This is a genomic window from Lelliottia wanjuensis, assembly GCF_030238365.1.
In the GTDB taxonomy this organism is placed as follows: domain Bacteria; phylum Pseudomonadota; class Gammaproteobacteria; order Enterobacterales; family Enterobacteriaceae; genus Enterobacter; species Enterobacter wanjuensis.
Genome location: NZ_JASSOT010000063.1, coordinates 198865 through 221683 on the forward strand (window position 1 = coordinate 198865; position 22819 = coordinate 221683).

Below are 22819 nucleotides of genomic sequence, written 5' to 3' on the forward strand. Positions count from 1 at the left end.
ATCTGTCCAGGCGCAGGAGTTAACAAGATGAATCGCTTGTCTTAACAAGGCTGAAACGCTTGCAGTCCGTAGCTCGGGGGCAAAATCGCTTCAGCCAGTGTAATAAAAAAAGCTCCACGGGTGAATCCACGCGGAGCTTAAATGATTAAAAATTGTGCCACAATCTGTGTTAGATCATGTTACCGGTAAAATAACCCGTTTGGATTAGCTTCCGTCTTACTCGAACTCGTTCCAGGAACGGCCATCGCGGGTGATCATCGCTACTGACGCGACCGGTCCCCAGGTGCCTGCCTGATACGGTTTTGGCGCATCCTGATCGGCTGCCCAGGCTTCGGTAATGGAGTCGACCCACTTCCACGCCTCTTCCACTTCATCGCGACGCACGAACAGCGCCTGGATCCCACGCATGGTTTCCAGCAGCAGACGCTCGTAAGCATCGGCCAGGTGCGTTTCGTTGAAGGTTTCGGAGTAGCTCAGATCCAGCTTGGTGGTTTGCAGGTTGTGCTTGTGATCCAGGCCCGGCACTTTGTTCAGCACCTGAATATCCACGCCCTCATCAGGCTGCAGACGGATTGTCAGTTTGTTCTGCGGCAGCTCCTGCCAGGACTCTTTGAACAGGTTCAGTTCCGGGTTCTTGAAATAGACCACGACTTCAGAGCATTTGGTCGGCAGACGTTTACCGGTGCGCAGATAGAACGGAACACCCGCCCAGCGCCAGTTGTCGATATCGACGCGGATCGCCACGAAAGTCTCGGTGTTGCTGGACTTGTTCGCGCCCTCTTCTTCCAGATAGCCAGGGACTTTTTTACCCTGCGCGAAACCGGAGGTGTACTGACCGCGGACGGTTTTCTCACGCACGTTCGAGCGATCGATGCGGCGCAGAGACTTCAGCACCTTCACTTTTTCGTCACGAATGTTATCCGCAGAGAGATCGGACGGCGGAGACATGGCGATCATGCAGAGGATTTGCAGCAGGTGGTTCTGGATCATGTCGCGCATCTGACCAGCCTGGTCAAAGTAACCCCAGCGCCCTTCGATGCCCACCTCTTCAGCCACGGTAATTTCCACGTGATCGATGGTGCGGTTGTCCCAGTTGTTCGCAAACAGGGAGTTCGCAAAACGCAGGGCCAGCAGGTTCAGCACCGTCTCTTTACCCAGATAGTGGTCGATACGGTAAACCTGGCACTCTTCGAAGTATTCCCCGACCTGGTCGTTGATTTCACGCGAAGTCGCAAGAGAAGTCCCCAGCGGTTTTTCCATGACTACACGCGCCGGTTTGGCGTTGAGTTTCGCTTCGCCCAGACCTTTGCAGATGGCGCCGAAGGTGCTTGGCGGCATCGCGAAGTAGTTGATGGTCACACGGTTTTGCTGGTCCAGCATCTTGCCCAGACGGCCAAACGACTTGGTATCGTTGACATCCAGGTTGCAGAAATCAAGACGACCGCTCAGCGCATCCCACAAACTTTCATCGATCTTCTCTTTCATGAACGTTTCGAGCGCTTCACGCACCACTTTGGTGTAGGCGTCTTTATCCCAGTCAGCGCGGCCCACGCCCAGGATGCGAGTGTCCGGGTGGATCTGGCCTGCTTTTTCCAGTTGATACAGGGAAGGCAGCAATTTACGGCGTGCAAGATCGCCTTTCGCGCCGAAAATGACCAGGTCACATGCCTGGGCTGTTTGCGTTACCGCCATGTCATTCTCCTCAGTTGGATATCCTGGTGCTTTTGCCAGAATATCGTTGTAATTTTATTACAATGCACTGTACTGCTTTTACGTCATTCCCGAAACCATTAGCGCTTAACCTCGCGTGCGATAACGCGATTTTTGATTGTTTACACGCTTCAGTTACGGGAATCACGACGAATCCGTTGGATCTTTGCGCGGCCGGGCCGTTGCGAAAACCCGACCGCGATCAAGTAATGAAAAAAAACAACAACTTTTCGTGTTGTTCATTACCCTTCGACCAGGTCAGAGGGGTATATTCTTCCTAATTCGAATCACGATTTCATCAATTAATGAAATCGTTTCCACCCATGAGCGTCTTGTCATCATGAACATGCTGGAAAAAATCCAGTTTCAACTGGAACACCTTAGCAAATCCGAGCGTAAAGTGGCGGAAGTTATTCTCGCCTCACCGACTCAGGCCATTCATTCCAGCATCGCCGCTCTGGCGCAGGAGTCGGGGGTCAGCGAGCCTACCGTCAACCGCTTTTGTCGCAGTCTTGAGACGCGCGGTTTTCCTGATTTTAAACTGCATCTGGCCCAAAGTCTGGCAAACGGCACGCCCTATGTAAATCGCAATGTCGATGAAGACGACAGCGTAGAGGCCTATACGGGCAAAATTTTTGAATCGGCGATGGCGACCCTCGACCATGTGCGCCAGTCGCTGGATAAAGCGTCGCTCAATCGCGCCGTGGATCTGCTCACCCAGGCGAAAAAAATCGCCTTCTTCGGGCTGGGCTCTTCCGCTGCCGTGGCCCACGACGCAATGAACAAATTTTTTCGCTTTAATGTCCCGGTGATTTACTCCGATGACATTGTGCTGCAACGCATGAGCTGTATGAATTGTAACGAAGATGACGTGGTGGTGCTGATCTCCCACACCGGGCGGACCAAAAGTCTGGTGGAGCTGGCGCAGCTGGCGCGTGAAAACGATGCCATGGTGATTGCCCTCACCACCGCCGGAACGCCGCTGGCGCGTGAAGCGACGCTGGCCATTACGCTGGATGTGCCGGAAGATACGGACATGTATATGCCGATGGTCTCCCGGCTGGCGCAGTTAACGGTCATCGACGTGCTGGCAACGGGATTTACCCTGCGTCGCGGCGCGAAATTCAGAGATAACTTGAAGCGGGTCAAAGAAGCGCTCAAGGAATCGCGTTTTGATAAAGAATTGCTCATTAAGGGCGATGTACCCTGAATGTTTTTATAAGGTTGTTACTTTTTTCGGTATTCGGTAGTTTCTACACAGCGCCGAATCTATGTTCACGCAACACCAAAGTTGTTTCAGTCAACGGAGTATTACATGTCCAGAAGGCTTCGCAGAACCAAGATCGTTACCACCTTAGGTCCGGCAACTGACCGCGATAATAACCTCGAGAAAATTATCGCCGCGGGCGCCAACGTGGTACGCATGAACTTCTCTCACGGTACGCCAGAAGACCACAAATTACGTGCAGACAAGGTCCGTGAGATCGCGGCAAAACTGGGACGTCACGTGGCTATCCTCGGCGACCTGCAGGGTCCGAAGATTCGCGTTTCGACGTTTAAAGAAGGCAAAGTTTTCCTTAACATCGGCGATAAATTCCTCCTCGACGCCAACCTGGGTAAAGGCGAAGGCGACAAGGAGCGAGTGGGCATCGACTATAAAGGTCTGCCTGCTGACGTGGTGCCGGGCGATATCCTGCTGCTCGACGATGGTCGCGTGCAGCTGAAAGTGATCGAAGTCCAGGGCATGAAAGTGTTCACCGAAGTGACCGTGGGCGGCCCGCTTTCCAACAACAAAGGCATCAACAAACTCGGCGGTGGTCTCTCCGCTGAAGCCCTGACCGAAAAAGACAAAGCCGACATCATCACGGCCGCGCAGATTGGCGTCGACTATTTGGCCGTCTCCTTCCCGCGCTGCGGCGAAGACCTGAACTACGCTCGCCGTCTGGCGCGTGATGCAGGCTGCGACGCCAGCATCGTGGCTAAAGTGGAACGTGCGGAAGCCGTCTGCAGCCAGGAAGCGATGGATGATGTGATCCTGGCGTCTGACGTGGTAATGGTTGCCCGTGGCGACCTGGGCGTTGAAATCGGCGACCCTGAGCTGGTCGGCATCCAGAAAGCGCTGATCCGTCGTGCGCGTCAGCTGAACCGCTCCGTGATCACCGCGACCCAGATGATGGAGTCGATGATCACTAACCCAATGCCAACCCGTGCGGAAGTGATGGACGTCGCCAACGCCGTGCTGGATGGTACCGATGCGGTGATGCTCTCTGCGGAAACGGCAGCGGGTCAGTATCCGGCTGAAACCGTGGCCGCGATGGCGCGCGTGTGCCTGGGCGCTGAGAAGATCCCAAGCATCAACGTCTCCAAACACCGTCTGGACATTCAGTTTGATAACGTGGAAGAAGCGATTTCCATGTCCGCCATGTACGCGGCGAACCACCTGAAAGGCGTGACTGCGATCATCACCATGACCGAATCCGGCCGCACCGCGCTGATGACTTCCCGTATCAGCTCCGGCCTGCCGATCTTCGCCATGTCCCGTCATGAACGCACCCTGAACCTGACGGCCCTGTATCGTGGCGTGACTCCGGTCTTCTTCGACAGCACCAACGACGGTGTTGCCGCAGCGAACGACGCGGTCAATCTGCTGCGCGATAAAGGCTATCTGGTCTCTGGTGATATCGTAATCGTCACCCAGGGCGATGTGATGAGCACCATTGGCTCGACCAACACCACTCGCGTGATGACTGTCGAGTAATACTGTTATATCCTGGACTGCCGGAGATTCTCTCCGTCAGTCCATCTTCCCCCTTTCTTAGTTGCAACCTCTTTCATACTGATATCCGGAAGTGGAAACCCACTCCTCTGGCAATTTTTTATTTTCTTATTCCAGGATATTGCCAATAACTCTCCGCCGATTAAATACATTACACTTCCAACTTGATTGGATAATCACTTCTGATTATTTAGCTGAACAATGAAAAGGACGTCATTGAATGAGCAACGTTATCTATTTAACGCTGACGGGAGAGCATCAGGGACAAATATCTTCTGGCTGTGGCACGGAAAAATCGATCGGCAACCGCTTTCAGTACCGACATGAAAACGAAATCCTTGTTTATCAGCTCTCATCCAGCAGCGTCAGCACCACAGGTGGTGCGCATCACCAGGGGCTGAGTTTCACCAAGCCGGTCGACAAAAGCTCACCGCTTCTGATGGCGGCGATTAATGAAAATGAAAAACTGCGGCTGAGTTTTGATTATTACCGTACCAATCGCTTTGGCCGTCAGGAAAAGTATTTTCATATTGAACTGCGCGGCGCGTCGATTCAGGCTATATCGAGCTCAGTGACGAAGGATATGTTGGATACTGAAAGTATCAGCGTGAGTTATGATTATATTCGCAGTAAACATCTTATTGCGAACACCGAATTTAGCGATCTGGTGTTGCCGGAAAAGTATAATGAAATATTCCCTCCGACTGAACAAAAGCAACCTGAAAAACGGGATATTACCCTGACGCTCGGGGTATTTTTTGACGGGACCGGTAATAACGCCGTCAACACGCAAAACATGCTTGCCGCCTGTACCGCCGCGCACTTTGACCTCTCCGACCCGGACGCCGAGAGCATTCTGGCGCGTACAGCGCAGGAACAGATGGGCGTCTCCGGCACGGGGGCCACCAGCTATACCGGCGGGTACACCAATATTCACTGGTTAAATACCTTGTACAAAACGGATCTGCCCATTGATTCAGGGCAAGCACAGGCAGCCATTTACGTTGAGGGGATCGGCACCGAGGCGGGAAAACCGGACAGCATGATTGGGCTTAGCTTAGGCGTGGCAGATACCGGGGTGATTGCGAAGACGGATCTGGCGGTGAAGCAGATAGCTGAGGCCATAAAAGACGCATTGCGTAAGTTACAGCAGAAAATGCACGGATGCGTTATTGCGGTCACATCTTTCCAGTTCGATATTTTCGGTTTCAGCCGCGGCGCGGCGGCGGCACGCCACTTCGCTAATCGAGTTCAGGCGGAGGACCGCCCTGTTATTAATGCCATTCGTCAGGGTATGAATGATTTTAAATACTCTGGTACTCCGGCAGGAAAAACCCGCTTTATTGGTATTTTTGATACGGTCGCTGCCATCGGCACACCGCAAAACGGTCTCAATCCTCACACGGCGAACACCGGTGACGTCAATATCGTACTGCGTCCCGGTGTGGCGGAGAACGTGTTCCATATCACGGCGCAGCATGAATGCCGCTTTAACTTCGCCCTGAACAGCGTGCAGCCCGCCTGGCCGGAGCTGTCTCTGCCCGGAGCGCACTCTGATATCGGCGGCGGTTATCTGCCCGTGATGCGGGAAAACCTCTATCTGACGCGTCCGGAAGTGGAAACCGTACCGCTGGATACACCACTTGCCAGCTCACGAGCTTATCAACATGCTCTGAATCAATTGAAAATACTGGAATCTTCCGCGGTTGCAGCCCCGCTCATCCGCACCAATGACATCACGGCTGAAGCCTGGGAGGACACGAGGATGCCTGCTCATCCGAGAGAAGGGGTGCAGAAGCGCGCGTTTGCCGCTCTGGCAATGAAAAAGCGCATCGTGAAGAACGACTGGTCGAAGGTGGTGCTGAGGGTAATGCTCGATGCGGCGCAGGATGCGGGGGCGGTGTTTAAACCGATTAAAAAAGAAGACAAAGAGCTAAGTATCACTTCCGATCTTTTACCGTTGTGCTCAAAGGTTATGGCTTCAGGGGCTGCAATACGTTGCGGTTTATCAGCGACTCACCTCGATCCTTCGGAAATTGACCTTTTGGCGAAGGAGTATATCCACTGCTCAGCAAACTGGAACAGCATTGTTCTTGATAGCGCAAGAAAACCCTATGGCGGCGCGTCCGTGTCCGAGACCCTAAGTTTTGTTAACCGGCCAGATGAAAACTGGCGGCGCACAACGTACAACATGGACGGTAATAAAAAATGAGACATGGAAAAATATTCACCCTCACTCTGATGCTGACGACAACAGCCTGCCATTCCAGCATCCCACCCTCTTCGGAAGAAGCAGGAGAAATGCCTTACGGAAAATGGGGTTTCGTTTTTTTCACACCTAAGGAACTGCCCGCTTTCGTCAATTATGTTGGTATTATCGACGAAAACAACATCCTCTATTCATTCAGAAATTTAGACAGTACAGATGAGGATGATGCAAGTGTTTCCTCGTGGGATAAAAGGTACATGCGTTTTGCAATGTTTAACAAAGCACTTCATCCCCCCGTAAACATGCTGTTTTGCTGGGATTCCATTATTGATAAACGCAGCTATGAAACGAGAATTACTCTTCCTAAATCGGTGCGTACGCAAATGAGTGTGTCGACAGGGGTAGATATATTCGGCGAAAAGGCATGGTACAGCACGATGTTATTTGGTCTGGCTCCTGAGGGTAAGGTCAGAATCTGGCTCCAAAATAGTGGTGGGGGTGACAATCTTCTCGTGCAACCAGAAAAAATAACTACATTGTCTGGAGATAAACTGGATGGCTGTAAAGGTATTAGCCGCCTTGAGATGTCTTATACCATCCCTGATGGATACGACCAAAGCATCAAAAATTTCATCAAAGGCAAAACCTATCCGTACGGAAAATGGTAAGGTGAGATACAGCAGATTAGCGCGTATAAAACCTCTTATACGCGCTTAGCGTCTATCGCTTAGGGTACAACTCATTGCGCTTATACGGCTCAGTCTCACCGGGCTTGCGCGTCTTGAGAAGCTTCAGGATCCAGGTGTACTGCTCGAGATGCGGACCCACGAAAATTTCGACCTCTTCGTTCATCCGGCGCGCGATGGTATTGTCGTCTGCTTCCAGCAGGTCATCCATCGGCGGGCGCACTTCGATGGTCAGGCGATGGGTTTTGCCGTCGTAAACAGGGAAAAGTGGCACCACGCGTGCGCGACAGACTTTCATCAGACGGCCAATCGCGGGCAGTGTCGCTTTATAGGTGGCAAAGAAATCCACAAATTCGCTGTGCTCAGCCCCGTGATCCTGATCCGGCAGGTAGTAACCCCAGTAGCCTTCACGCACTGACTTGATGAACGGTTTGATCCCGTCGTTACGCGCATGCAGTCGGCCACCGAAACGGCGGCGGACGGTGTTCCAGACGTAGTCGAAGATTTTGTTGCCCTGGTTGTGGAACATGGCCGCCATCTTCTGCCCCTGCGAGGCCATCAGCATGGCCGGAATATCCACGCCCCAGCCGTGCGGCACGAGGAAGATCACCTTTTCGTCGTTGCGACGCATCTCCTCAATAATATCCAGCCCTTTCCAGTCCACGCGATCCTTAATCTTGTCCGGCCCGCGTAGCGCCAGCTCGCCCATCATCGCCATCGCCTGCGGCGCAGTGGTGAACATGGCGTCGATAATCGCTTCCCGCTCGGCGTCGCTTTTTTCCGGGAAACAGTAGAAGAGATTAATTTGCGCACGACGGCGCGCGCTTTTGCCCACTCGGCCGGCGATCAGGCCGATTTTTCCAAGGACCGGATCGCGCACGGAAGCAGGAAGCAGTGCGATGCCCGCAAACGCATAAACGCCCAGCCAGGCGCCCCAGTTGCGCGGATGGCGAAAAGATTTCTCAAACTCGGGAATGAATTCACTATTGTTTTTTTGGGTTTCCATGCGGGTTCCAGGGTCTGGTGAAGCTAAAAATAATCATCAGTTAGTGTAGCGAGGCAGGCTGCATCGCACAAAAGAAAAAGCCGGCGCATCTCTGCACCGGCTTTAAGATAACAAAAGGTTAGTCGAAGCGCAGTTGCGGCATAACCTCTTTGACCTGAGCCAGATAATCGGTGCGGTCTTTACCGGTCAGACCTTCGGTGCGCGGCAGTTTCGCCGTCAGCGGGTTCACGGCCTGCTGGTTAATCCACACTTCATAGTGCAGGTGCGGGCCCGTAGAGCGGCCGGTGTTGCCCGACAGCGCGATACGGTCGCCGCGTTTCACTTTCTGACCCGGCTGGACCAGCAGTTTGCGCAGGTGCATGTAGCGGGTGGTGTAGGTGCGACCGTGACGAACGGCGACGTAGTACCCTGCCGCGCCGCTGCGTTTGGCGATAACCACTTCACCGTCACCGACAGAGAGCACTGGCGTGCCCTGCGGCATCGCGAAGTCAACGCCACGGTGCGGCGCCACGCGGCCCGTGACCGGGTTCAGACGACGCGGGTTAAAGTTGGATGAAACGCGGAACTGTTTCGCCGTCGGGAAGCGCAGGAAGCCTTTCGCCAGGCCCGTACCGTTGCGGTCGTAGAACTTACCGTCTTCAGCGCGGATGGCGTAATAGTCTTTACCTTCAGAGCGCAGACGCACGCCCATCAGCTGGCTCTGCTCGCGCTTGCCGTCCAGCATTTCGCGGGACATCAGGATCGAGAATTCGTCGCCTTTTTTCAGTTTGCGGAAGTCCATCTGCCACTGCATGGCCTTGATGACTGAGCTGATTTCACCGCTCGTTAACCCGGCTTCGCGCGCGCTGGCGACAAAGCTACCGCCCACGGTGCCTTTCAGCACATTGTTGACCCAGTCGCCCTGCTGCATTTCGCTGGTCATCTTGAAACCGTTTTCAGTACGATCGTAGGTACGGGTTTCGCGACGCGAGACTTCCCAGGTCAGACGCTGTAAATCGCCATCGCTGGTGAGTGTCCAGGAGAGTTGCTGACCAATTTTCAGGTTACGCAGATCTTTATCGGATGCGGCGAGCTGGCTGATATCACCCATCTCAATACCGTACTGGTTGAGCACGCTGCTCAGGGTATCGCCCGTCGAGACAACATACTCGTGGATGCCCGCTTCGTTCGCGGTTTTGTCATCCAGCTCATCCTGAGGAATGGCCTCGTCTTCCTGAGCGGCCTGATCGATAGGCTCACTGGCATCGGGCAGCAAGGAGCGGATTTCGCTCTTTTCCAGTTCGATGGTTTTAATGATGGGGGCTGAATGTGGGTGGTACACATAGGGCCGCCAGACGGCGACCGCTAATGTAAGAACTGTAAGGGACCCCAGCATAACGCGGTGGGGTCGAGGCAGATTATTAAATGCCAGGGCGACAGAGCGGGCTATCTGTTGCACGTGTTCACTTCCTCGTTAATCTCCTTTCAGGCAGCTCGAATACTGGTTCGCCAATTGGCTGAGGAACTGCGAATAACTCGCCTTGCTCAGCTGAATATTGGTTCCAAGCGGGTCCAGGGTCCCCATGCGCACGGACGTTCCCCTGGCCACGGCTTCAACGACCGCTGGCCTGAACTGTGGCTCAGCAAAAACGCATGTCGCTTTTTGCTCAACCAACTGTGTTCTGATTTCATGTAAACGCTGCGCACCAGGCTGAATTTCCGGGTTGACGGTAAAGTGACCCAGCGGGGTCAGGCCGTAGTGTTTTTCGTAGTAGCCATAGGCATCATGAAAAACGAAATACCCTTTTCCTTTCAACGGTGCGAGCTCGTTACCCACCTGCTTATCGGTTGCGGCTAATTGTGCCTCAAAATCCTTCAGGTTGGCGTCTAGTTTGGCTCGACTTTGCGGCATAAGTTCCACTAATTTGTCATGGATTGCAACCGCTGAGAGCCGCGCTATCTCTGGGGAGAGCCAAAGATGCATGTTGTACTCGCCATGATGGTGATGGTCGTCACCTTTTTCGCCCTCGGCGTGATCATGGTCGTGATCGCCATCGTCGTCGTCAGCCCCTTTCATGAGCAGCGGTTTCACACCGGAAAGCTCGGCGATGGTCACCTGTTTTTGCGGCGGAACTTTGCTTGCGGACTTTTGCATGAAGGCTTCCATCTCAGGACCAATCCACACCACTAAGTCCGCGTTCTGTAAGCGTTTTACATCGGATGGGCGCAGAGAATAATCATGCTCGGAGGCCCCGTCAGGCAGTAAAACCTGGGTTTCTGTCACGCCATCGGCAATGGCCGAAGCGATGAATCCCAGTGGTTTAAGCGAAGCGACAACGGCGGCGTTAACATCTTGTGCTGCTGAACCCCAAAGGCCAGCGGATAATGCTGCGAAAAGAAGCGTATTTTTATGTAACATAATGCAACTTATGATCGTAATGAATGCGTGGAATGTGATATTATAACATTCGTTGACTTCTGCAAGCTTAAATTGACATGACGAATTTAGTTTCTCTCGAAAATATCTCGGTTTCTTTTGGTCAGCGCCGCGTCCTCTCTGACGTATCGCTGGACCTCAAACCCGGCAAAATTTTAACTTTGCTCGGCCCAAACGGCGCGGGCAAATCGACGCTGGTGCGCGTGGTTCTCGGGCTGGTAGCACCTGATTCAGGCGTCATCAAGCGTGACGACAAGCTGCGAATCGGCTACGTCCCGCAAAAAATTCATCTCGACGCCACCCTGCCCTTAACGGTGGGTCGTTTTCTGCGACTGCGTCCGGGCACCCGTAAAGACGATATCCTTCCCGCGCTGAAGCGCGTTCAGGCCGGGCATCTGGTCGAAGCGCCGATGCAGAAACTCTCCGGCGGTGAAACCCAGCGCGTTCTGCTGGCACGCGCCTTGCTGAGCAAGCCGCAGCTGCTGGTACTCGACGAGCCAACCCAGGGCGTCGACGTCAATGGCCAGGTCGCCCTGTACGACCTGATCGATCAGCTGCGCCGCGAGCTGGACTGCGCCGTCCTGATGGTGTCGCACGACCTCCACCTGGTGATGGCGAAGACCGACGAAGTGCTGTGTCTGAATCACCACATCTGCTGCTCCGGCACGCCGGAAGTGGTGTCGATGCATCCTGAATTTATCTCCATGTTTGGCTCTCGCGGGGCCGAACAGCTGGGGATTTATCGCCACAACCATAATCATCGCCATGATTTACAGGGACGGATTGTCCTGCGTCGGGGAAATGGACACTCATGATTGAATTGTTATTACCCGGCTGGTTAGCCGGGGTGATGCTCGCTTGTGCCGCGGGCCCGCTGGGCTCTTTTGTTGTCTGGCGCCGGATGTCCTATTTTGGCGATACTCTGGCCCATGCCTCATTGCTGGGCGTGGCCTTTGGCCTGCTGCTGAATGTGAACCCGTTCTACGCGGTGATTGCTGTGACGCTGCTGCTCGCCGCCGGTCTGGTGTGGCTTGAGAAGCGCCCTCACCTCGCGGTGGATACATTACTGGGGATTATGGCCCACAGTGCGCTGTCGCTCGGTCTGGTGGTGGTGAGCCTGATGTCGAACATTCGCGTCGATTTAATGGCGTATCTGTTTGGCGACCTGCTGGCGGTGACGCCAGAAGATCTGATCTCTATCGCCATTGGCGTGGCAATCGTGCTCGGGATTTTGCTGTGGCAATGGCGCAACCTGCTGGCGATGACCGTCAGTGCTGATTTGGCCTTTGTGGATGGCGTTAAACTGCAGCGCGTGAAGCTGCTGCTGATGCTGGTGACCGCATTGACGATTGGGGTGGCGATGAAGTTTGTCGGCGCGCTGATTATTACGTCGCTGCTGATTATCCCGGCCGCAACCGCGCGTCGTTTCGCCCGTACGCCGGAGCAAATGGCGGGTGTGGCGGTGATTGTCGGCATCATTGCCGTGACCGGTGGATTAACCTTCTCGGCGTTTTACGACACGCCAGCCGGCCCGTCAGTGGTGCTGTGCGCTGCACTGATGTTTATCTTCAGTATGATGAAGAAACCCGCGAGCTAACTGTTTTCCCCGGTGGCGCTGCGCGTACCGGGCGACATGTTTCATTGTAGGCCGGATAAGGCGTTAGCCGACATCCGGCTTTTTTTCGGCTGCGAACTACGGCATTTCTGGTGGCGTAATCCCGAAGTGATTCCACGCGCGAACCGTTGCCATACGCCCACGCGGTGTGCGTTGCAAAAAGCCCTGCTGGATCAGATACGGCTCCAGCACGTCCTCGATGGTTTCACGCTCTTCGCCAATCGCCGCCGCCAGGTTGTCCAGCCCGACCGGCCCGCCAAAGAATTTATCCAGAATCGCCAGCAGCAGCTTGCGGTCCATATAGTCAAACCCTTCGGCATCTACGTTCAGCATATCCAGCGCCTGGGAGGCGATATCCAGCGAGATGGTGCCATCGTGCTTCACTTCCGCGAAGTCGCGTACACGACGCAGCAGACGGTTGGCGATACGCGGTGTGCCCCGCGAGCGCTTAGCCACTTCAAACGCACCCTCGTCGCTCAGCTCGAGCCCCATGAAGCGGGCGCTGCGACCGACGATGTACTGCAGATCCGCCACCTGATAGAACTCCAGGCGCTGCACGATGCCGAAGCGGTCGCGCAGTGGCGAGGTCAGTGAACCCGCTCGGGTGGTGGCGCCAATCAGGGTAAACGGCGGCAGATCGATTTTAATCGAGCGCGCCGCCGGTCCTTCACCAATCATGATATCCAGCTGATAATCTTCCATCGCCGGATAGAGCACCTCTTCCACCACCGGCGAAAGACGGTGGATCTCATCGATAAACAGCACGTCGTGCGGCTCGAGGTTAGTCAGCATCGCCGCCAGATCCCCCGCTTTCTCCAGCACCGGGCCCGAGGTAGTGCGCAGGTTCACGCCCATCTCATTGGCGACGATGTTCGCCAGCGTGGTTTTACCGAGGCCGGGAGGACCAAAAATCAGCAGATGATCGAGGGCATCCCCGCGAAGTTTCGCCGCCTGGATAAAGATTTCCATCTGTGAGCGAACCTGCGGCTGGCCGATGTACTCTTCCAGCAGCTTCGGGCGGATCGCGCGATCCACCACATCTTCTGGAACATTGCTGGCTGCCGAAATCAGGCGGTCTGCTTCAATCATCCTCTACTACCTCACAATGCCGCGCGGAGCGCTTCACGAATCAGGGTTTCACTGCTGGCATCCGGTTTGGCGATTTTGCTCACCATCCGGCTGGCTTCCTGTGGTTTATAGCCCAGCGCCACCAGCGCAGCCACCGCTTCTTGCTCTGCGTCGTCATCCGTCGGACCGTTCGGCGAGGTCAGCACCAGATCGGACGCAGGTGTGAACAGGTCGCCATGCAGACCCTTGAAGCGGTCTTTCATTTCGACGATCAGGCGTTCAGCGGTTTTTTTGCCGATGCCCGGGAGTTTGATAAGCGCAGCGGGATCTTCACGCTCAACGGCATTCACAAACTGCTGCGCCGACATGCCGGACAAAATCGCCAGCGCCAGCTTAGGCCCGACGCCGTTGGTTTTAATCAGCTCGCGGAACAACATGCGTTCCTGCTTGTTATTAAAGCCATACAGAAGCTGGGCATCTTCACGCACCACGAACTGGGTGAAAACAATCGCCTCTTTACCCGACTCCGGAAGTTCATAGAAACAGGTCATCGGCATATGGACTTCATACCCCACGCCTCCCGCTTCCAGCAGAACTAACGGGGGTTGTTTTTCAATGATGATGCCTCTGAGTCTGCCAATCACATGATGCTCCTGCGTGAGATGCGAAATTAACTTCCGTCATCATAAAAAAAGGCTGGATGTTTATCCAGCCTGATTTGTGATTATCGTAACCGGCCTCGCGCCAGATTGAGCCTCGAATCGCTCATTTGCATGGCGTTTTGGCTCACATGGCAGTGGGTTATCGCAATTGCCAGCGCATCGGCGGCATCCGCCTGCGGGTTGGCCGGGAGTTTAAGCAAGGTCCGCACCATGTGCTGGACCTGCACTTTATCTGCCCCGCCATTGCCCACCACCGTCTGTTTGACCTGACGCGCCGCGTATTCGAACACCGGCAAATCCTGGTTGACCGCCGCGACAATCGCCACGCCGCGCGCCTGGCCCAGCTTTAACGCCGAGTCGGCATTTTTCGCCATAAAGACCTGCTCAATGGCAAAAAAGTCGGGCTGAAACTGGGTGATGATTTCCGACACGCCCGCGTAAATGAGTTTCAGGCGCGACGGTAAATCATCGACTTTGGTGCGAATACAGCCGCTGCCGAGGTAGGTCAGCTGGCGACCCACCTGGCGGATAACGCCGTAACCGGTGATACGTGAGCCGGGGTCAATCCCGAGAATAATCGACATCACGCGTCTCCGGTTAGAGGTTCAATGACTCTCATTAGAGAGTCGCGGCGACCTCATCAGAGATCTCACCGTTATGATAAACTTCCTGCACGTCATCGCAGTCTTCGAGCATGTCGATCAGACGCAGCAGTTTTGGCGCGGTTTCCGCATCCATATCGGCTTTGGTCGATGGGATCATCGACACTTCAGCGTTGTCTGCTTTAAGACCTGCCGCTTCCAGCGCATCACGTACCGCGCCCATCTCTTCCCAGGCGGTGTAAACGTCAATCGCGCCGTCGTCGAAGGTCACCACGTCTTCTGCACCCGCTTCCAGCGCCGCTTCCATGATCACATCTTCGTCGCCTTTCTCGAAGGAGATCACGCCTTTTTTGCTGAACAGGTAAGCCACGGAACCGTCGGTGCCCAGGTTGCCACCGGTTTTGGTGAACGCATGGCGCACTTCGGCAACGGTACGGTTACGGTTGTCGGACAGACACTCAACCATGACCGCTGTACCGCCAGGGCCGTAACCTTCATAAATGATGGTTTCCATGTTCGCGTCGTCATCGCCGCCCACGCCACGTGCAATCGCACGGTTCAGGGTGTCACGCGTCATGTTGTTAGACAGTGCTTTATCAATCGCTGCGCGCAGACGTGGGTTAGAACCCGCATCGCCGCCGCCCAGACGGGCTGCCGTCACCAGCTCGCGAATGATTTTGGTAAAGATCTTACCGCGTTTGGCATCCTGTGCTGCTTTGCGATGCTTCGTGTTGGCCCACTTACTATGACCTGCCATAAAAAGTTCTCCATTTCCCGTCGCCTTTCAGCCCTCAGGTGCGTTGGCTGCGCCCGCTCGCACCCATCACTTACTGAAGTAAGCTCAGGGTGACTCTCGGTCTTGCCGCCTTCCTGAGAACTGAAATTCTTGGGAAAACTAATTAACGTTAATTACAAATTCTTCAATCGCCTGCCGGTTGCTCCACGACTTGGTTAAGGTGGCCGCTTCGGCCGCCTCAACCCAGCGGTAGGTCAGGTGTTCGGTGAACACGATCTGCCGTTCATGGGGAAGCGCAAGACAGAACCACGATTCCTTATTGCGCTTAATTCCCGGAGCATAGCGATGACGTAAATGGCTAAAAATTTCAAACTCCACCGTGCGCTGACAGTCCTTCAGGGTCAGTTGCTCCTGAGCAACATTAATGGTGACCTCTTCATTTACTTCACGCGCGGCGGCCTGCGACGCGGTTTCGCCCTCTTCCAGGCTGCCGGTAACCGACTGCCAGAAATCGGGATCGTCGCGCCGCTGTAACATCAGCACCCGCCTAGTGTCCTGCGCGTAAATCACCACTAAGACCGAAACGGGACGCTTATACTCCATATCAGTTTTTCTCTTCCTTTTTCACCACGTCGATGCCCAACTCAGCCAGAGAGGCCGGGTTAGCAAAGCTTGGCGCTTCGGTCATCAGACACGCAGCGGCGGTGGTTTTTGGGAAGGCAATCACATCACGAATGTTATCCGTGCCGGTCAGAAGCATGGTCAGACGATCCAGACCAAACGCCAGACCCGCGTGCGGAGGCGTGCCGTATTTCAGGGCATCCAGAAGGAAGCCAAACTTCTCGCGCTGCTCTTGCTCGTTAATGCCCAGAATGCCGAACACGGTCTGCTGCATTTCGCCGCTGTGGATACGTACGGAACCGCCGCCCACTTCATAACCGTTAATCACCATATCGTAGGCGTTCGCAACCGCCTCTTCCGGTGCAGCTTTCAGTTCGCTCGCGGTCATGTCTTTCGGTGCGGTGAACGGGTGGTGCATCGCCGTCAGGCCGCCTTCACCGTCATCTTCAAACATTGGGAAGTCGATCACCCAGAGCGGAGCCCATTTGGCTTCGTCAGTCAGGTTCAGGTCTTTACCCAGTTTGAGGCGCAGTGCGCCCAGCGCGTCGGCAACCACTTTCTTGTTGTCTGCGCCGAAGAAGATCATGTCGCCGTCCTGTGCGCCGGTGCGCTCAAGGATCGCTTCCACGATGTCTGCGTTCAGGAATTTCGCCACCGGGCTGGTGATGCCTTCGATGCCTTTCGCACGTTCGGTGACTTTAATATAAGCCAGGCCTTTCGCGCCGTAGATTTTGACGAAATTGCCGTAGTCATCAATTTGTTTACGGCTTAAGCTTGCACCGCCAGGTACGCGCAGAGCAGCCACACGACCTTTCGCATCGTTAGCCGGGTCTGAGAAGACCGCAAACTCAACCGCTTTCAGCAGGTCAGCAACGTCCACCAGCTCCATCGGGTTACGCAGGTCTGGTTTGTCAGAGCCGTAACGACGTTCCGCTTCGGCGAAGGTCATGATCGGGAAATCGCCCAGATCCACACCCTTCACATCCTGCCAAAGGCCGCGCACCAGCGCTTCCATGATTTCGCGCACCTGAGGTGCGGTCATGAAGGAGGTCTCGACGTCGATCTGGGTGAATTCAGGCTGACGGTCAGCGCGCAGGTCTTCGTCACGGAAGCATTTCACGATCTGATAGTAGCGGTCGAAACCGGACATCATCAGCAGCTGTTTGAACAGCTGTGGAGACTGCGGCAGCGCGTAGAACTTGCCTTTATGTACACGAGACGGAACCAGGTAATCGCGCGCGCCTTCCGGCGTGGCTTTGGTCAGCATCGGGGTTTCGATATCGAGGAAACCGTGGTCGTCCATGAAACGACGCACCAGGCTTGTGATCTTCGCGCGGGTTTTCAGGCGCTGAGCCATTTCCGGGCGACGCAGATCCAGATAGCGATATTTCAGACGCGCTTCTTCGGTGTTGACGTGGTTGGAGTCAAGCGGCAGCGATTCTGAACGGTTGATGATAGTCAGGTCGGACGCGAGCACTTCGATGGCACCCGTCGCCATATCGGCGTTGATATTTTTTTCGTCACGCGCACGCACGGTGCCGGTGACCTGGATGCAGAACTCATTACGCAGTTCGGAGGCCAGTTTTAACGCGTCCGCACGATCCGGATCGAAGAACACCTGCACGATGCCTTCACGGTCACGCAAATCGATGAAGATAAGGCTACCGAGATCACGACGACGGTTGACCCAACCACACAGGGTCACCTGCTGTCCAACGTGGGACTGACGCAACTGCCCGCAATATTCTGTACGCATGAGATATCCCTTAATTTAGCCGCAGGCTAAATGTCGCCTGAGTTACAGGCTACTATGTCGCAGCTTTCTGTATGTCACAACTGGATGAAAAAAGGCGGCTATTATACTGGAAATTCCGCCGTACGATAAGAGAGAAGCTTGCCAGACGCGCGATTGCTGCGCTCTTATTGCGCATTCTCACAAAAATTAACAAAATTATCCGATCTTACTTACCCTGTATCATCGTAAGGTGTGACGGACGCTAATCTTTTGACTGGAGTAATGATGTTAACACTTGATGCCACCAAAACCGCACTTGTCGTGATCGATTTGCAGGAAGGCATTCTGCCGTTCGCCGGAGGCCCGCATACGGCTTCGGATGTGGTCAGCCGCAGCGCACGTCTTGCGGATAAATGCCGCGCCAGCGGATCGCCGGTGGTCATGGTGCGCGTAGGCTGGTCAGCCGATTTCGCCGAAGCGCTGAAACAGCCGGTGGATGCGCAAGCCCCTGCCGCCGCGCTGCCGGCAAACTGGTGGGCCTATCCTGAAACGCTTGGCAAACAGGATAGCGATATCGAAGTCACCAAACGCCAGTGGGGCGCGTTCTACGGCACCGATCTGGAACTCCAGCTGCGCCGTCGTGGGATCGACACCATCATCCTGTGCGGGATTTCCACCAACATCGGCGTGGAATCCACCGCGCGTAACGCCTGGGAGCTGGGCTTTAACCTGGTGATTGCTGAAGACGCGTGCAGCGCTGCCTCGGCGGATCAGCATCAGGGCAGCATGACCCATATCTTCCCGCGTATCGGTCGCGTGCGCAGCACCGACGAGATCCTCAGCGCGTTATGATTTACCTGGGCCTGCCCCAATGGTCGCACCCGAAATGGGTGCGCCTTGGCATTACCAGCCTTGAAGAGTATGCCCGCCATTTTAACTGTGTGGAGGGCAATACCACGCTGTACGCCCTGCCGCGCGCGGAGATCGTCGCGCGCTGGCGCGAGCAGACCACCGACGACTTCCGCTTCTGCTTTAAATTCCCGGCGACCATTTCCCACCAGGCCGCGCTGCGCCAGTGCGGAGATTTAACCGAGGAGTTTTTCGAAAGGATGTCGCCCCTGGCGAACCGCATCGGCCAGTACTGGCTGCAACTCCCGGCCACCTTTGGCCCGCGCGATCTGCCCGCCTTGTGGGCTTTTCTCGACGCCCTTCCCCGCGAATTCACCTACGGCGTGGAAGTGCGTCATCCGGAATTTTTCGCCAAAGGCGAAGCGGAACAGGCGCTTAACCGTGGGCTGCATGAGCGCGGTGTGAATCGGGTCATTCTGGACAGCCGCCCGGTCCACAGCGCCGTGGCGCATAACGAAGCCATTATCGACGCCCAGCGCAAAAAACCGAAAGTGCCGGTTCACGCCGTGGTGACGGCCAACAATCCGATGGTACGGTTCATCGGCAGCGACAATATGCAGCAAAATCGCGAGATGTTCGCCGTGTGGCTGCAAACGCTGCCGAAATGGGAGCAAACCACCACCCCTTACCTTTTCCTGCACACGCCGGATATCGCACAGGCACCTGAACTGGTCGATGCTCTGTGGCAAGCCTTGCAGGCTGCGGTTCCGTCCCTTGGCCCTGCCCCCTCCATCCCACAACAATCTTCTCTTTTCTGACGTCAGGCCCTATCATAGAAGTGCCATCTGCCAAAAACAGGGAGTTTGTATGGTCAGCGCACTGTACGCGGTGTTAGGAGCATTACTACTGATTAAGTTTTCGTTTGATGTTGTGCGCCTGAGAATGCAATACCGCGTCTCATACGGTGACGGTGGGTTTTCGGAGTTACAAAGCGCCATCCGTATTCATGGTAATGCGGTGGAATACATTCCCGTTGCGCTGATTTTGCTGCTGCTCATGGAGATGGACGGCGCGGAAACCTGGATGGTTCACGTCTGCGGTCTGCTGTTGATCGCTGGACGACTGATGCACTATTACGGCTTTCACCACCGCTTATTCCGCTGGCGTCGTTCCGGCATGAGCGCGACCTGGTGTTCGCTTTTGCTGATGGTGCTGGCTAACCTGTGGTATATGCCGTGGGAGTTGGTTTTCTCCTTCCATTAGCGCACAATACGCCACTTTATTTTTCCCGGATTTTTACGTTATGTCTGATCGCGACACGCTTTTTTCCGCGCCTATCGCCAGTCTGGGCGACTGGACCTTTGATGAACGGGTAGCCGAAGTCTTCCCGGATATGATCCAGCGCTCTGTTCCAGGTTATTCCAATATTATCTCTATGATCGGCATGCTGGCTGAACGCTTTGTTCAACCCGGTACGCAGGTTTATGACCTGGGTTGTTCACTGGGCGCCGCGACGCTGTCGATTCGCCGTAACGTGCATCACGAAGGCTGCAAGATCATTGCCGTCGATAACTCTCCGGCGATGGTCGAGCGCTGCCGCCGTCATCTGGACGCCTATAAAGCGCCGACCCCCGTTGAGGTTATTGAAGGCGACATTCGCGATATCCACATCGAGAACGCCTCGATGGTAGTTCTGAATTTTACCCTGCAGTTCCTGGTGCCCGAAGATCGCCAGTTGTTGCTGGACAAAATTTACAAGGGGCTGAACCCCGGCGGCGCGCTGGTGCTGTCAGAGAAATTCAGTTTTGAAGACGCGAAAGTCGGCGAACTGCTGTTCAACATGCATCACGATTTCAAACGTGCCAACGGTTACAGCGAGCTGGAGATCAGCCAGAAGCGCAGCATGCTGGAAAACGTGATGCTCACCGACTCCGTCGAAGCGCATAAAGCGCGCCTGCATAAAGCCGGTTTTGAGCACAGCGAACTCTGGTTCCAGTGCTTTAACTTTGGTTCCCTGGTGGCTCTGAAAGGGGACAACGCATGATCGACTTCAGCAATTTCTATCAGCTTATCGCCAAAAACCACCTCTCCCACTGGCTGGAGACCCTGCCTGCGCAGGTTGCGGCCTGGCAGCGCGACTCCCTGCACGGCCAGTTTAAGCAGTGGAGCAACGCGGTCGAGTTTTTGCCGGAAATGACGCCTTACAAACTGGACCTGCTGCACAGCGTGACGGCGGAAAGTGCCGAGCCACTGAGCGAAGGCCAACTGCTGCGTCTTGAAAAGCTGATGCGCAACCTGATGCCGTGGCGCAAAGGGCCGTTCTCCCTGTACGGTCTGAACATTAACACCGAATGGCGTTCCGACTGGAAGTGGGATCGCGTTCTGCCGCATCTGTCGGATTTGACCGGTCGCACGATTCTGGACGTCGGCTGCGGGAGCGGGTATCACCTGTGGCGCATGATTGGCGCGGGTGCGCATCTGGCGGTCGGGATCGACCCGATGCAGCTGTTCCTGTGCCAGTTCGAAGCGGTGCGTAAACTGCTGGGTAACGATCAGCGCGCGCACGTTCTGCCGCTGGGCATTGAACAACTCCCTGCCCTGAACGCCTTTGATACGGTCTTCTCGATGGGCGTGCTGTACCATCGCCGCTCCCCGCTGGAGCATCTGTGGCAGCTGAAAGATCAGCTGGTCAGCGGCGGCGAACTGGTGCTGGAAACGCTGGTGATCGAGGGCGACGAAAACGCGGTGCTGGTGCCGGGCGATCGCTACGCGCAGATGCGTAACGTCTATTTCATCCCGTCCGCGCTGGCGCTGAAAAACTGGCTGGCGAAGTGTGGTTTTGTCGATATCCGCATTGTGGATGTGTGCGTGACCTCGACGGAAGAGCAGCGTCGCACCGAGTGGCTGACCACCGAGTCGCTGGCTGAATTCCTCGACCCGAACGACAGCAGCAAAACCATCGAAGGCTATCCCGCACCGATGCGTGCGGTGTTGATTGCGACTAAGCCGTGATTTGCCCGGCGGCGCTTCGCTTGCACGGGCCTACGGTTTTGTAGGCCGGGTAAGGCGAAGCCGCCACCCGGCAGTTAGCCCGGTTTCTCCAAAATAGTTCAAGTTGCAGCAAGGCGGCAACGCAGCGAATCGCCGGGAGCTGACATGAGTCAGTGACCGGTGTGAGCGAGGCAGCCAACGCAGCTGCGGCTTGAAATATGAAGGAGAAAAAAAGGCCCCTGTTGAAATTGCAGGGGCCTGGTACAAGCAAGCATCATATTGGGCGACATGATGCGCGGTAAAAATCGCTGCTACACGTGAAACTGCTCAATCATTGATTTCATTACCGCAACCGACTCTCCATCTACCCCGTAGCGGGAGTACTCATCCGCTTCGGCATCTGTCGACATTGACAATCCTGTGTTGCGATAGCGCATAGGCGAAGGCGTCCAATTGCCTGCCGAGCTGTGAAGCTCTTCCACCCCTGCGTTTAAAAACGTTTCCAGATTGCTGGCGCGGACTCCCGCACCTGCAATTATTATTGGAACACCGGAATGCGCTTTTAGTTCCATAATTAATTGCAGTCCTTTTTCAGCGCTCGACTGCTGGCCGGATGTCAGGATGCGCGCCACGCCCAATTCGGCCAGATTTTCAAAGGCTTGAATCGGATCTTTACACATATCAAACGCGCGATGAAAAGTCACCGCCATCCCTTTTGCTGCCGCCATAATCTGGCGCATACGCGGCATATCGACGTTACCCTCTTCATCAAGCAGGCCGATCACCAGACCCGGGAAGCCCAGTTCGCGAACACTCGTCACATCTTCCAGCATGGCGTCAAATTCACCCGCCGAGTAACAAAAGTCTCCGCCGCGCGGGCGAATAATCGGGTGGACGGGGATGGTCACCGCCTCGCGGACAGATTTCAGCATGCCGTATGACGGCGTCAGACCACCCTCTTTCGGCGCGGCGCACAGTTCAACGCGATCGGCCCCGTTTTGTTGCGCCGTGACAGCACATTCCATGCTGTAACAACAGATCTCCAGTAGCGCCACACTTCCTCCTTTCATTCACGGTAATAAACCATCATGCCACGCCGTAAAACGGCGGACCTGGCGTGAGTTCACACTCTTTTGC

Annotated in this window: 22 protein-coding genes; 11 read left to right on the forward strand and 11 right to left on the reverse strand. The window is 55.2% G+C overall.

Features of this window, described 5'->3' with window-relative positions; all coding sequences use genetic code 11:
• Positions 1-216: 216 nt before the first annotated feature.
• Complete coding sequence (gene zwf, locus QQF33_RS14865; protein WP_282494650.1) at positions 217-1692, reverse strand: glucose-6-phosphate dehydrogenase; 1476 nt, start codon at positions 1690-1692, stop codon at positions 217-219.
• Between the two features lie 358 nt (positions 1693-2050).
• Here zwf and QQF33_RS14870 point away from each other — a divergent pair, with 358 nt between their 5' ends.
• The 4 genes from QQF33_RS14870 (at position 2051) to QQF33_RS14885 (ending at position 7363) form a co-directional block, all read left to right on the forward strand.
• Complete coding sequence (locus QQF33_RS14870) at positions 2051-2920, forward strand: MurR/RpiR family transcriptional regulator (protein ID WP_095282381.1); 870 nt, start codon at positions 2051-2053, stop codon at positions 2918-2920.
• 105 nt (positions 2921-3025) lie between these two features.
• Positions 3026-4468: a pyruvate kinase gene (gene pyk / locus QQF33_RS14875; protein ID WP_282494651.1), complete on the forward strand. Its 1443-nt coding sequence runs from the start codon at positions 3026-3028 to the stop codon at positions 4466-4468.
• A 238-nt stretch (positions 4469-4706) separates the two neighbouring features.
• Positions 4707-6698: an Hcp family type VI secretion system effector gene (gene tssD, locus QQF33_RS14880; protein WP_285158071.1), complete on the forward strand. Its 1992-nt coding sequence runs from the start codon at positions 4707-4709 to the stop codon at positions 6696-6698.
• Entirely contained in the window at positions 6695-7363 is a 669-nt protein-coding gene (locus tag QQF33_RS14885; protein WP_285158072.1) for a DUF2931 family protein, read from the forward strand. Before tssD ends, QQF33_RS14885 begins: the two co-directional genes overlap by 4 nt.
• 52 nt (positions 7364-7415) lie before the next feature.
• Here the strand turns inward: QQF33_RS14885 and lpxM are convergent, their stop codons facing one another.
• From lpxM to znuA, 3 genes are all read right to left on the reverse strand, one after another.
• The gene (gene lpxM, locus QQF33_RS14890) at positions 7416-8387 is read right to left on the reverse strand and encodes a lauroyl-Kdo(2)-lipid IV(A) myristoyltransferase (RefSeq protein ID WP_285158073.1); all 972 of its coding nucleotides are present in this window, start codon (positions 8385-8387) and stop codon (positions 7416-7418) included.
• Positions 8388-8505: 118 nt separating this feature from the next.
• A complete protein-coding gene (gene mepM / locus QQF33_RS14895; protein ID WP_282494653.1) occupies positions 8506-9825 on the reverse strand; it encodes a murein DD-endopeptidase MepM in 1320 nt (439 codons plus the stop codon).
• A gap of 15 nt (positions 9826-9840) precedes the next feature.
• Entirely contained in the window at positions 9841-10785 is a 945-nt protein-coding gene (znuA, locus tag QQF33_RS14900) for a zinc ABC transporter substrate-binding protein ZnuA (protein WP_285158074.1), read from the reverse strand.
• Positions 10786-10862: 77 nt separating this feature from the next.
• Here znuA and znuC point away from each other — a divergent pair, with 77 nt between their 5' ends.
• Entirely contained in the window at positions 10863-11618 is a 756-nt protein-coding gene (znuC, locus tag QQF33_RS14905; RefSeq protein ID WP_282494655.1) for a zinc ABC transporter ATP-binding protein ZnuC, read from the forward strand.
• The gene (gene znuB / locus QQF33_RS14910; RefSeq protein ID WP_285158075.1) at positions 11615-12400 is read left to right on the forward strand and encodes a zinc ABC transporter permease subunit ZnuB; all 786 of its coding nucleotides are present in this window, start codon (positions 11615-11617) and stop codon (positions 12398-12400) included. Before znuC ends, znuB begins: the two co-directional genes overlap by 4 nt.
• A 96-nt stretch (positions 12401-12496) precedes the next feature.
• On the opposite strand, the gene ruvB is transcribed toward znuB, so the two are convergent.
• From ruvB to aspS, 6 genes are all read right to left on the reverse strand, one after another.
• A complete protein-coding gene (gene ruvB / locus QQF33_RS14915) occupies positions 12497-13507 on the reverse strand; it encodes a Holliday junction branch migration DNA helicase RuvB (RefSeq protein ID WP_100779779.1) in 1011 nt (336 codons plus the stop codon).
• A gap of 11 nt (positions 13508-13518) precedes the next feature.
• Positions 13519-14130 carry a Holliday junction branch migration protein RuvA gene (gene ruvA / locus QQF33_RS14920; RefSeq protein ID WP_282494657.1) on the reverse strand — a complete coding sequence of 204 codons (612 nt, stop codon included), beginning with the start codon at positions 14128-14130 and terminating at the stop codon, positions 13519-13521.
• A gap of 80 nt (positions 14131-14210) precedes the next feature.
• Positions 14211-14732: a crossover junction endodeoxyribonuclease RuvC gene (gene ruvC, locus QQF33_RS14925; RefSeq protein ID WP_285144251.1), complete on the reverse strand. Its 522-nt coding sequence runs from the start codon at positions 14730-14732 to the stop codon at positions 14211-14213.
• A gap of 34 nt (positions 14733-14766) precedes the next feature.
• Complete coding sequence (locus QQF33_RS14930; RefSeq protein WP_014070693.1) at positions 14767-15507, reverse strand: YebC/PmpR family DNA-binding transcriptional regulator; 741 nt, start codon at positions 15505-15507, stop codon at positions 14767-14769.
• Between the two features lie 138 nt (positions 15508-15645).
• Complete coding sequence (gene nudB / locus QQF33_RS14935) at positions 15646-16089, reverse strand: dihydroneopterin triphosphate diphosphatase (protein WP_285149475.1); 444 nt, start codon at positions 16087-16089, stop codon at positions 15646-15648.
• Position 16090: 1 nt separating this feature from the next.
• On the reverse strand, positions 16091-17863 hold the full coding sequence (gene aspS / locus QQF33_RS14940; RefSeq protein WP_285158076.1) for an aspartate--tRNA ligase: 1773 nt from the start codon (positions 17861-17863) through the stop codon (positions 16091-16093).
• Positions 17864-18127: 264 nt separating this feature from the next.
• On the opposite strand from aspS, the gene QQF33_RS14945 reads away from it, so the two are divergent.
• Genes QQF33_RS14945 through cmoB form a run of 5 tightly spaced genes read left to right on the forward strand, consistent with a single transcriptional unit; the run spans position 18128 to position 21703 of the window.
• Positions 18128-18694 (forward strand): hydrolase, encoded by a 567-nt coding sequence (locus QQF33_RS14945; protein ID WP_285158077.1) that lies wholly within the window; start codon positions 18128-18130, stop codon positions 18692-18694.
• Positions 18691-19509: a DUF72 domain-containing protein gene (locus QQF33_RS14950; protein WP_285144246.1), complete on the forward strand. Its 819-nt coding sequence runs from the start codon at positions 18691-18693 to the stop codon at positions 19507-19509. The genes QQF33_RS14945 and QQF33_RS14950 overlap by 4 nt, the downstream gene beginning before the upstream one ends.
• 49 nt (positions 19510-19558) lie before the next feature.
• Entirely contained in the window at positions 19559-19954 is a 396-nt protein-coding gene (locus QQF33_RS14955) for an MAPEG family protein (protein ID WP_095282395.1), read from the forward strand.
• A gap of 40 nt (positions 19955-19994) precedes the next feature.
• Entirely contained in the window at positions 19995-20735 is a 741-nt protein-coding gene (gene cmoA, locus QQF33_RS14960) for a carboxy-S-adenosyl-L-methionine synthase CmoA (protein ID WP_282494662.1), read from the forward strand.
• Positions 20732-21703 carry a tRNA 5-methoxyuridine(34)/uridine 5-oxyacetic acid(34) synthase CmoB gene (gene cmoB, locus QQF33_RS14965; protein WP_095282397.1) on the forward strand — a complete coding sequence of 324 codons (972 nt, stop codon included), beginning with the start codon at positions 20732-20734 and terminating at the stop codon, positions 21701-21703. Before cmoA ends, cmoB begins: the two co-directional genes overlap by 4 nt.
• A gap of 290 nt (positions 21704-21993) precedes the next feature.
• Here cmoB and cutC read toward each other — a convergent pair whose 3' ends face one another.
• Positions 21994-22737, reverse strand: coding sequence for a copper homeostasis protein CutC (gene cutC, locus QQF33_RS14970; protein WP_285158078.1), 744 nt, complete (start codon positions 22735-22737; stop codon positions 21994-21996).
• Positions 22738-22819: the final 82 nt, after the last annotated feature.

What these genes read in the sequence shown, in the direction of transcription:
- zwf (WP_282494650.1), bottom strand. Translation starts at nt 1,692, where the DNA reads ATGGCGGTAACGCAAACAGCCCAGGCATGTGACCTGGTCATTTTCGGC.
- QQF33_RS14870 (WP_095282381.1), top strand. Translation starts at nt 2,051, where the DNA reads ATGAACATGCTGGAAAAAATCCAGTTTCAACTGGAACACCTTAGCAAA.
- pyk (WP_282494651.1), top strand. Translation starts at nt 3,026, where the DNA reads ATGTCCAGAAGGCTTCGCAGAACCAAGATCGTTACCACCTTAGGTCCG.
- tssD (WP_285158071.1), top strand. Translation starts at nt 4,707, where the DNA reads ATGAGCAACGTTATCTATTTAACGCTGACGGGAGAGCATCAGGGACAA.
- QQF33_RS14885 (WP_285158072.1), top strand. Translation starts at nt 6,695, where the DNA reads ATGAGACATGGAAAAATATTCACCCTCACTCTGATGCTGACGACAACA.
- lpxM (WP_285158073.1), bottom strand. Translation starts at nt 8,387, where the DNA reads ATGGAAACCCAAAAAAACAATAGTGAATTCATTCCCGAGTTTGAGAAA.
- znuA (WP_285158074.1), bottom strand. Translation starts at nt 10,785, where the DNA reads ATGTTACATAAAAATACGCTTCTTTTCGCAGCATTATCCGCTGGCCTT.
- znuC (WP_282494655.1), top strand. Translation starts at nt 10,863, where the DNA reads ATGACGAATTTAGTTTCTCTCGAAAATATCTCGGTTTCTTTTGGTCAG.
- znuB (WP_285158075.1), top strand. Translation starts at nt 11,615, where the DNA reads ATGATTGAATTGTTATTACCCGGCTGGTTAGCCGGGGTGATGCTCGCT.
- ruvB (WP_100779779.1), bottom strand. Translation starts at nt 13,507, where the DNA reads ATGATTGAAGCAGACCGCCTGATTTCGGCAGCCAGCAATGTTCCAGAA.
- ruvC (WP_285144251.1), bottom strand. Translation starts at nt 14,732, where the DNA reads ATGTCGATTATTCTCGGGATTGACCCCGGCTCACGTATCACCGGTTAC.
- QQF33_RS14930 (WP_014070693.1), bottom strand. Translation starts at nt 15,507, where the DNA reads ATGGCAGGTCATAGTAAGTGGGCCAACACGAAGCATCGCAAAGCAGCA.
- nudB (WP_285149475.1), bottom strand. Translation starts at nt 16,089, where the DNA reads ATGGAGTATAAGCGTCCCGTTTCGGTCTTAGTGGTGATTTACGCGCAG.
- aspS (WP_285158076.1), bottom strand. Translation starts at nt 17,863, where the DNA reads ATGCGTACAGAATATTGCGGGCAGTTGCGTCAGTCCCACGTTGGACAG.
- QQF33_RS14945 (WP_285158077.1), top strand. Translation starts at nt 18,128, where the DNA reads ATGTTAACACTTGATGCCACCAAAACCGCACTTGTCGTGATCGATTTG.
- QQF33_RS14950 (WP_285144246.1), top strand. Translation starts at nt 18,691, where the DNA reads ATGATTTACCTGGGCCTGCCCCAATGGTCGCACCCGAAATGGGTGCGC.
- QQF33_RS14955 (WP_095282395.1), top strand. Translation starts at nt 19,559, where the DNA reads ATGGTCAGCGCACTGTACGCGGTGTTAGGAGCATTACTACTGATTAAG.
- cmoA (WP_282494662.1), top strand. Translation starts at nt 19,995, where the DNA reads ATGTCTGATCGCGACACGCTTTTTTCCGCGCCTATCGCCAGTCTGGGC.
- cmoB (WP_095282397.1), top strand. Translation starts at nt 20,732, where the DNA reads ATGATCGACTTCAGCAATTTCTATCAGCTTATCGCCAAAAACCACCTC.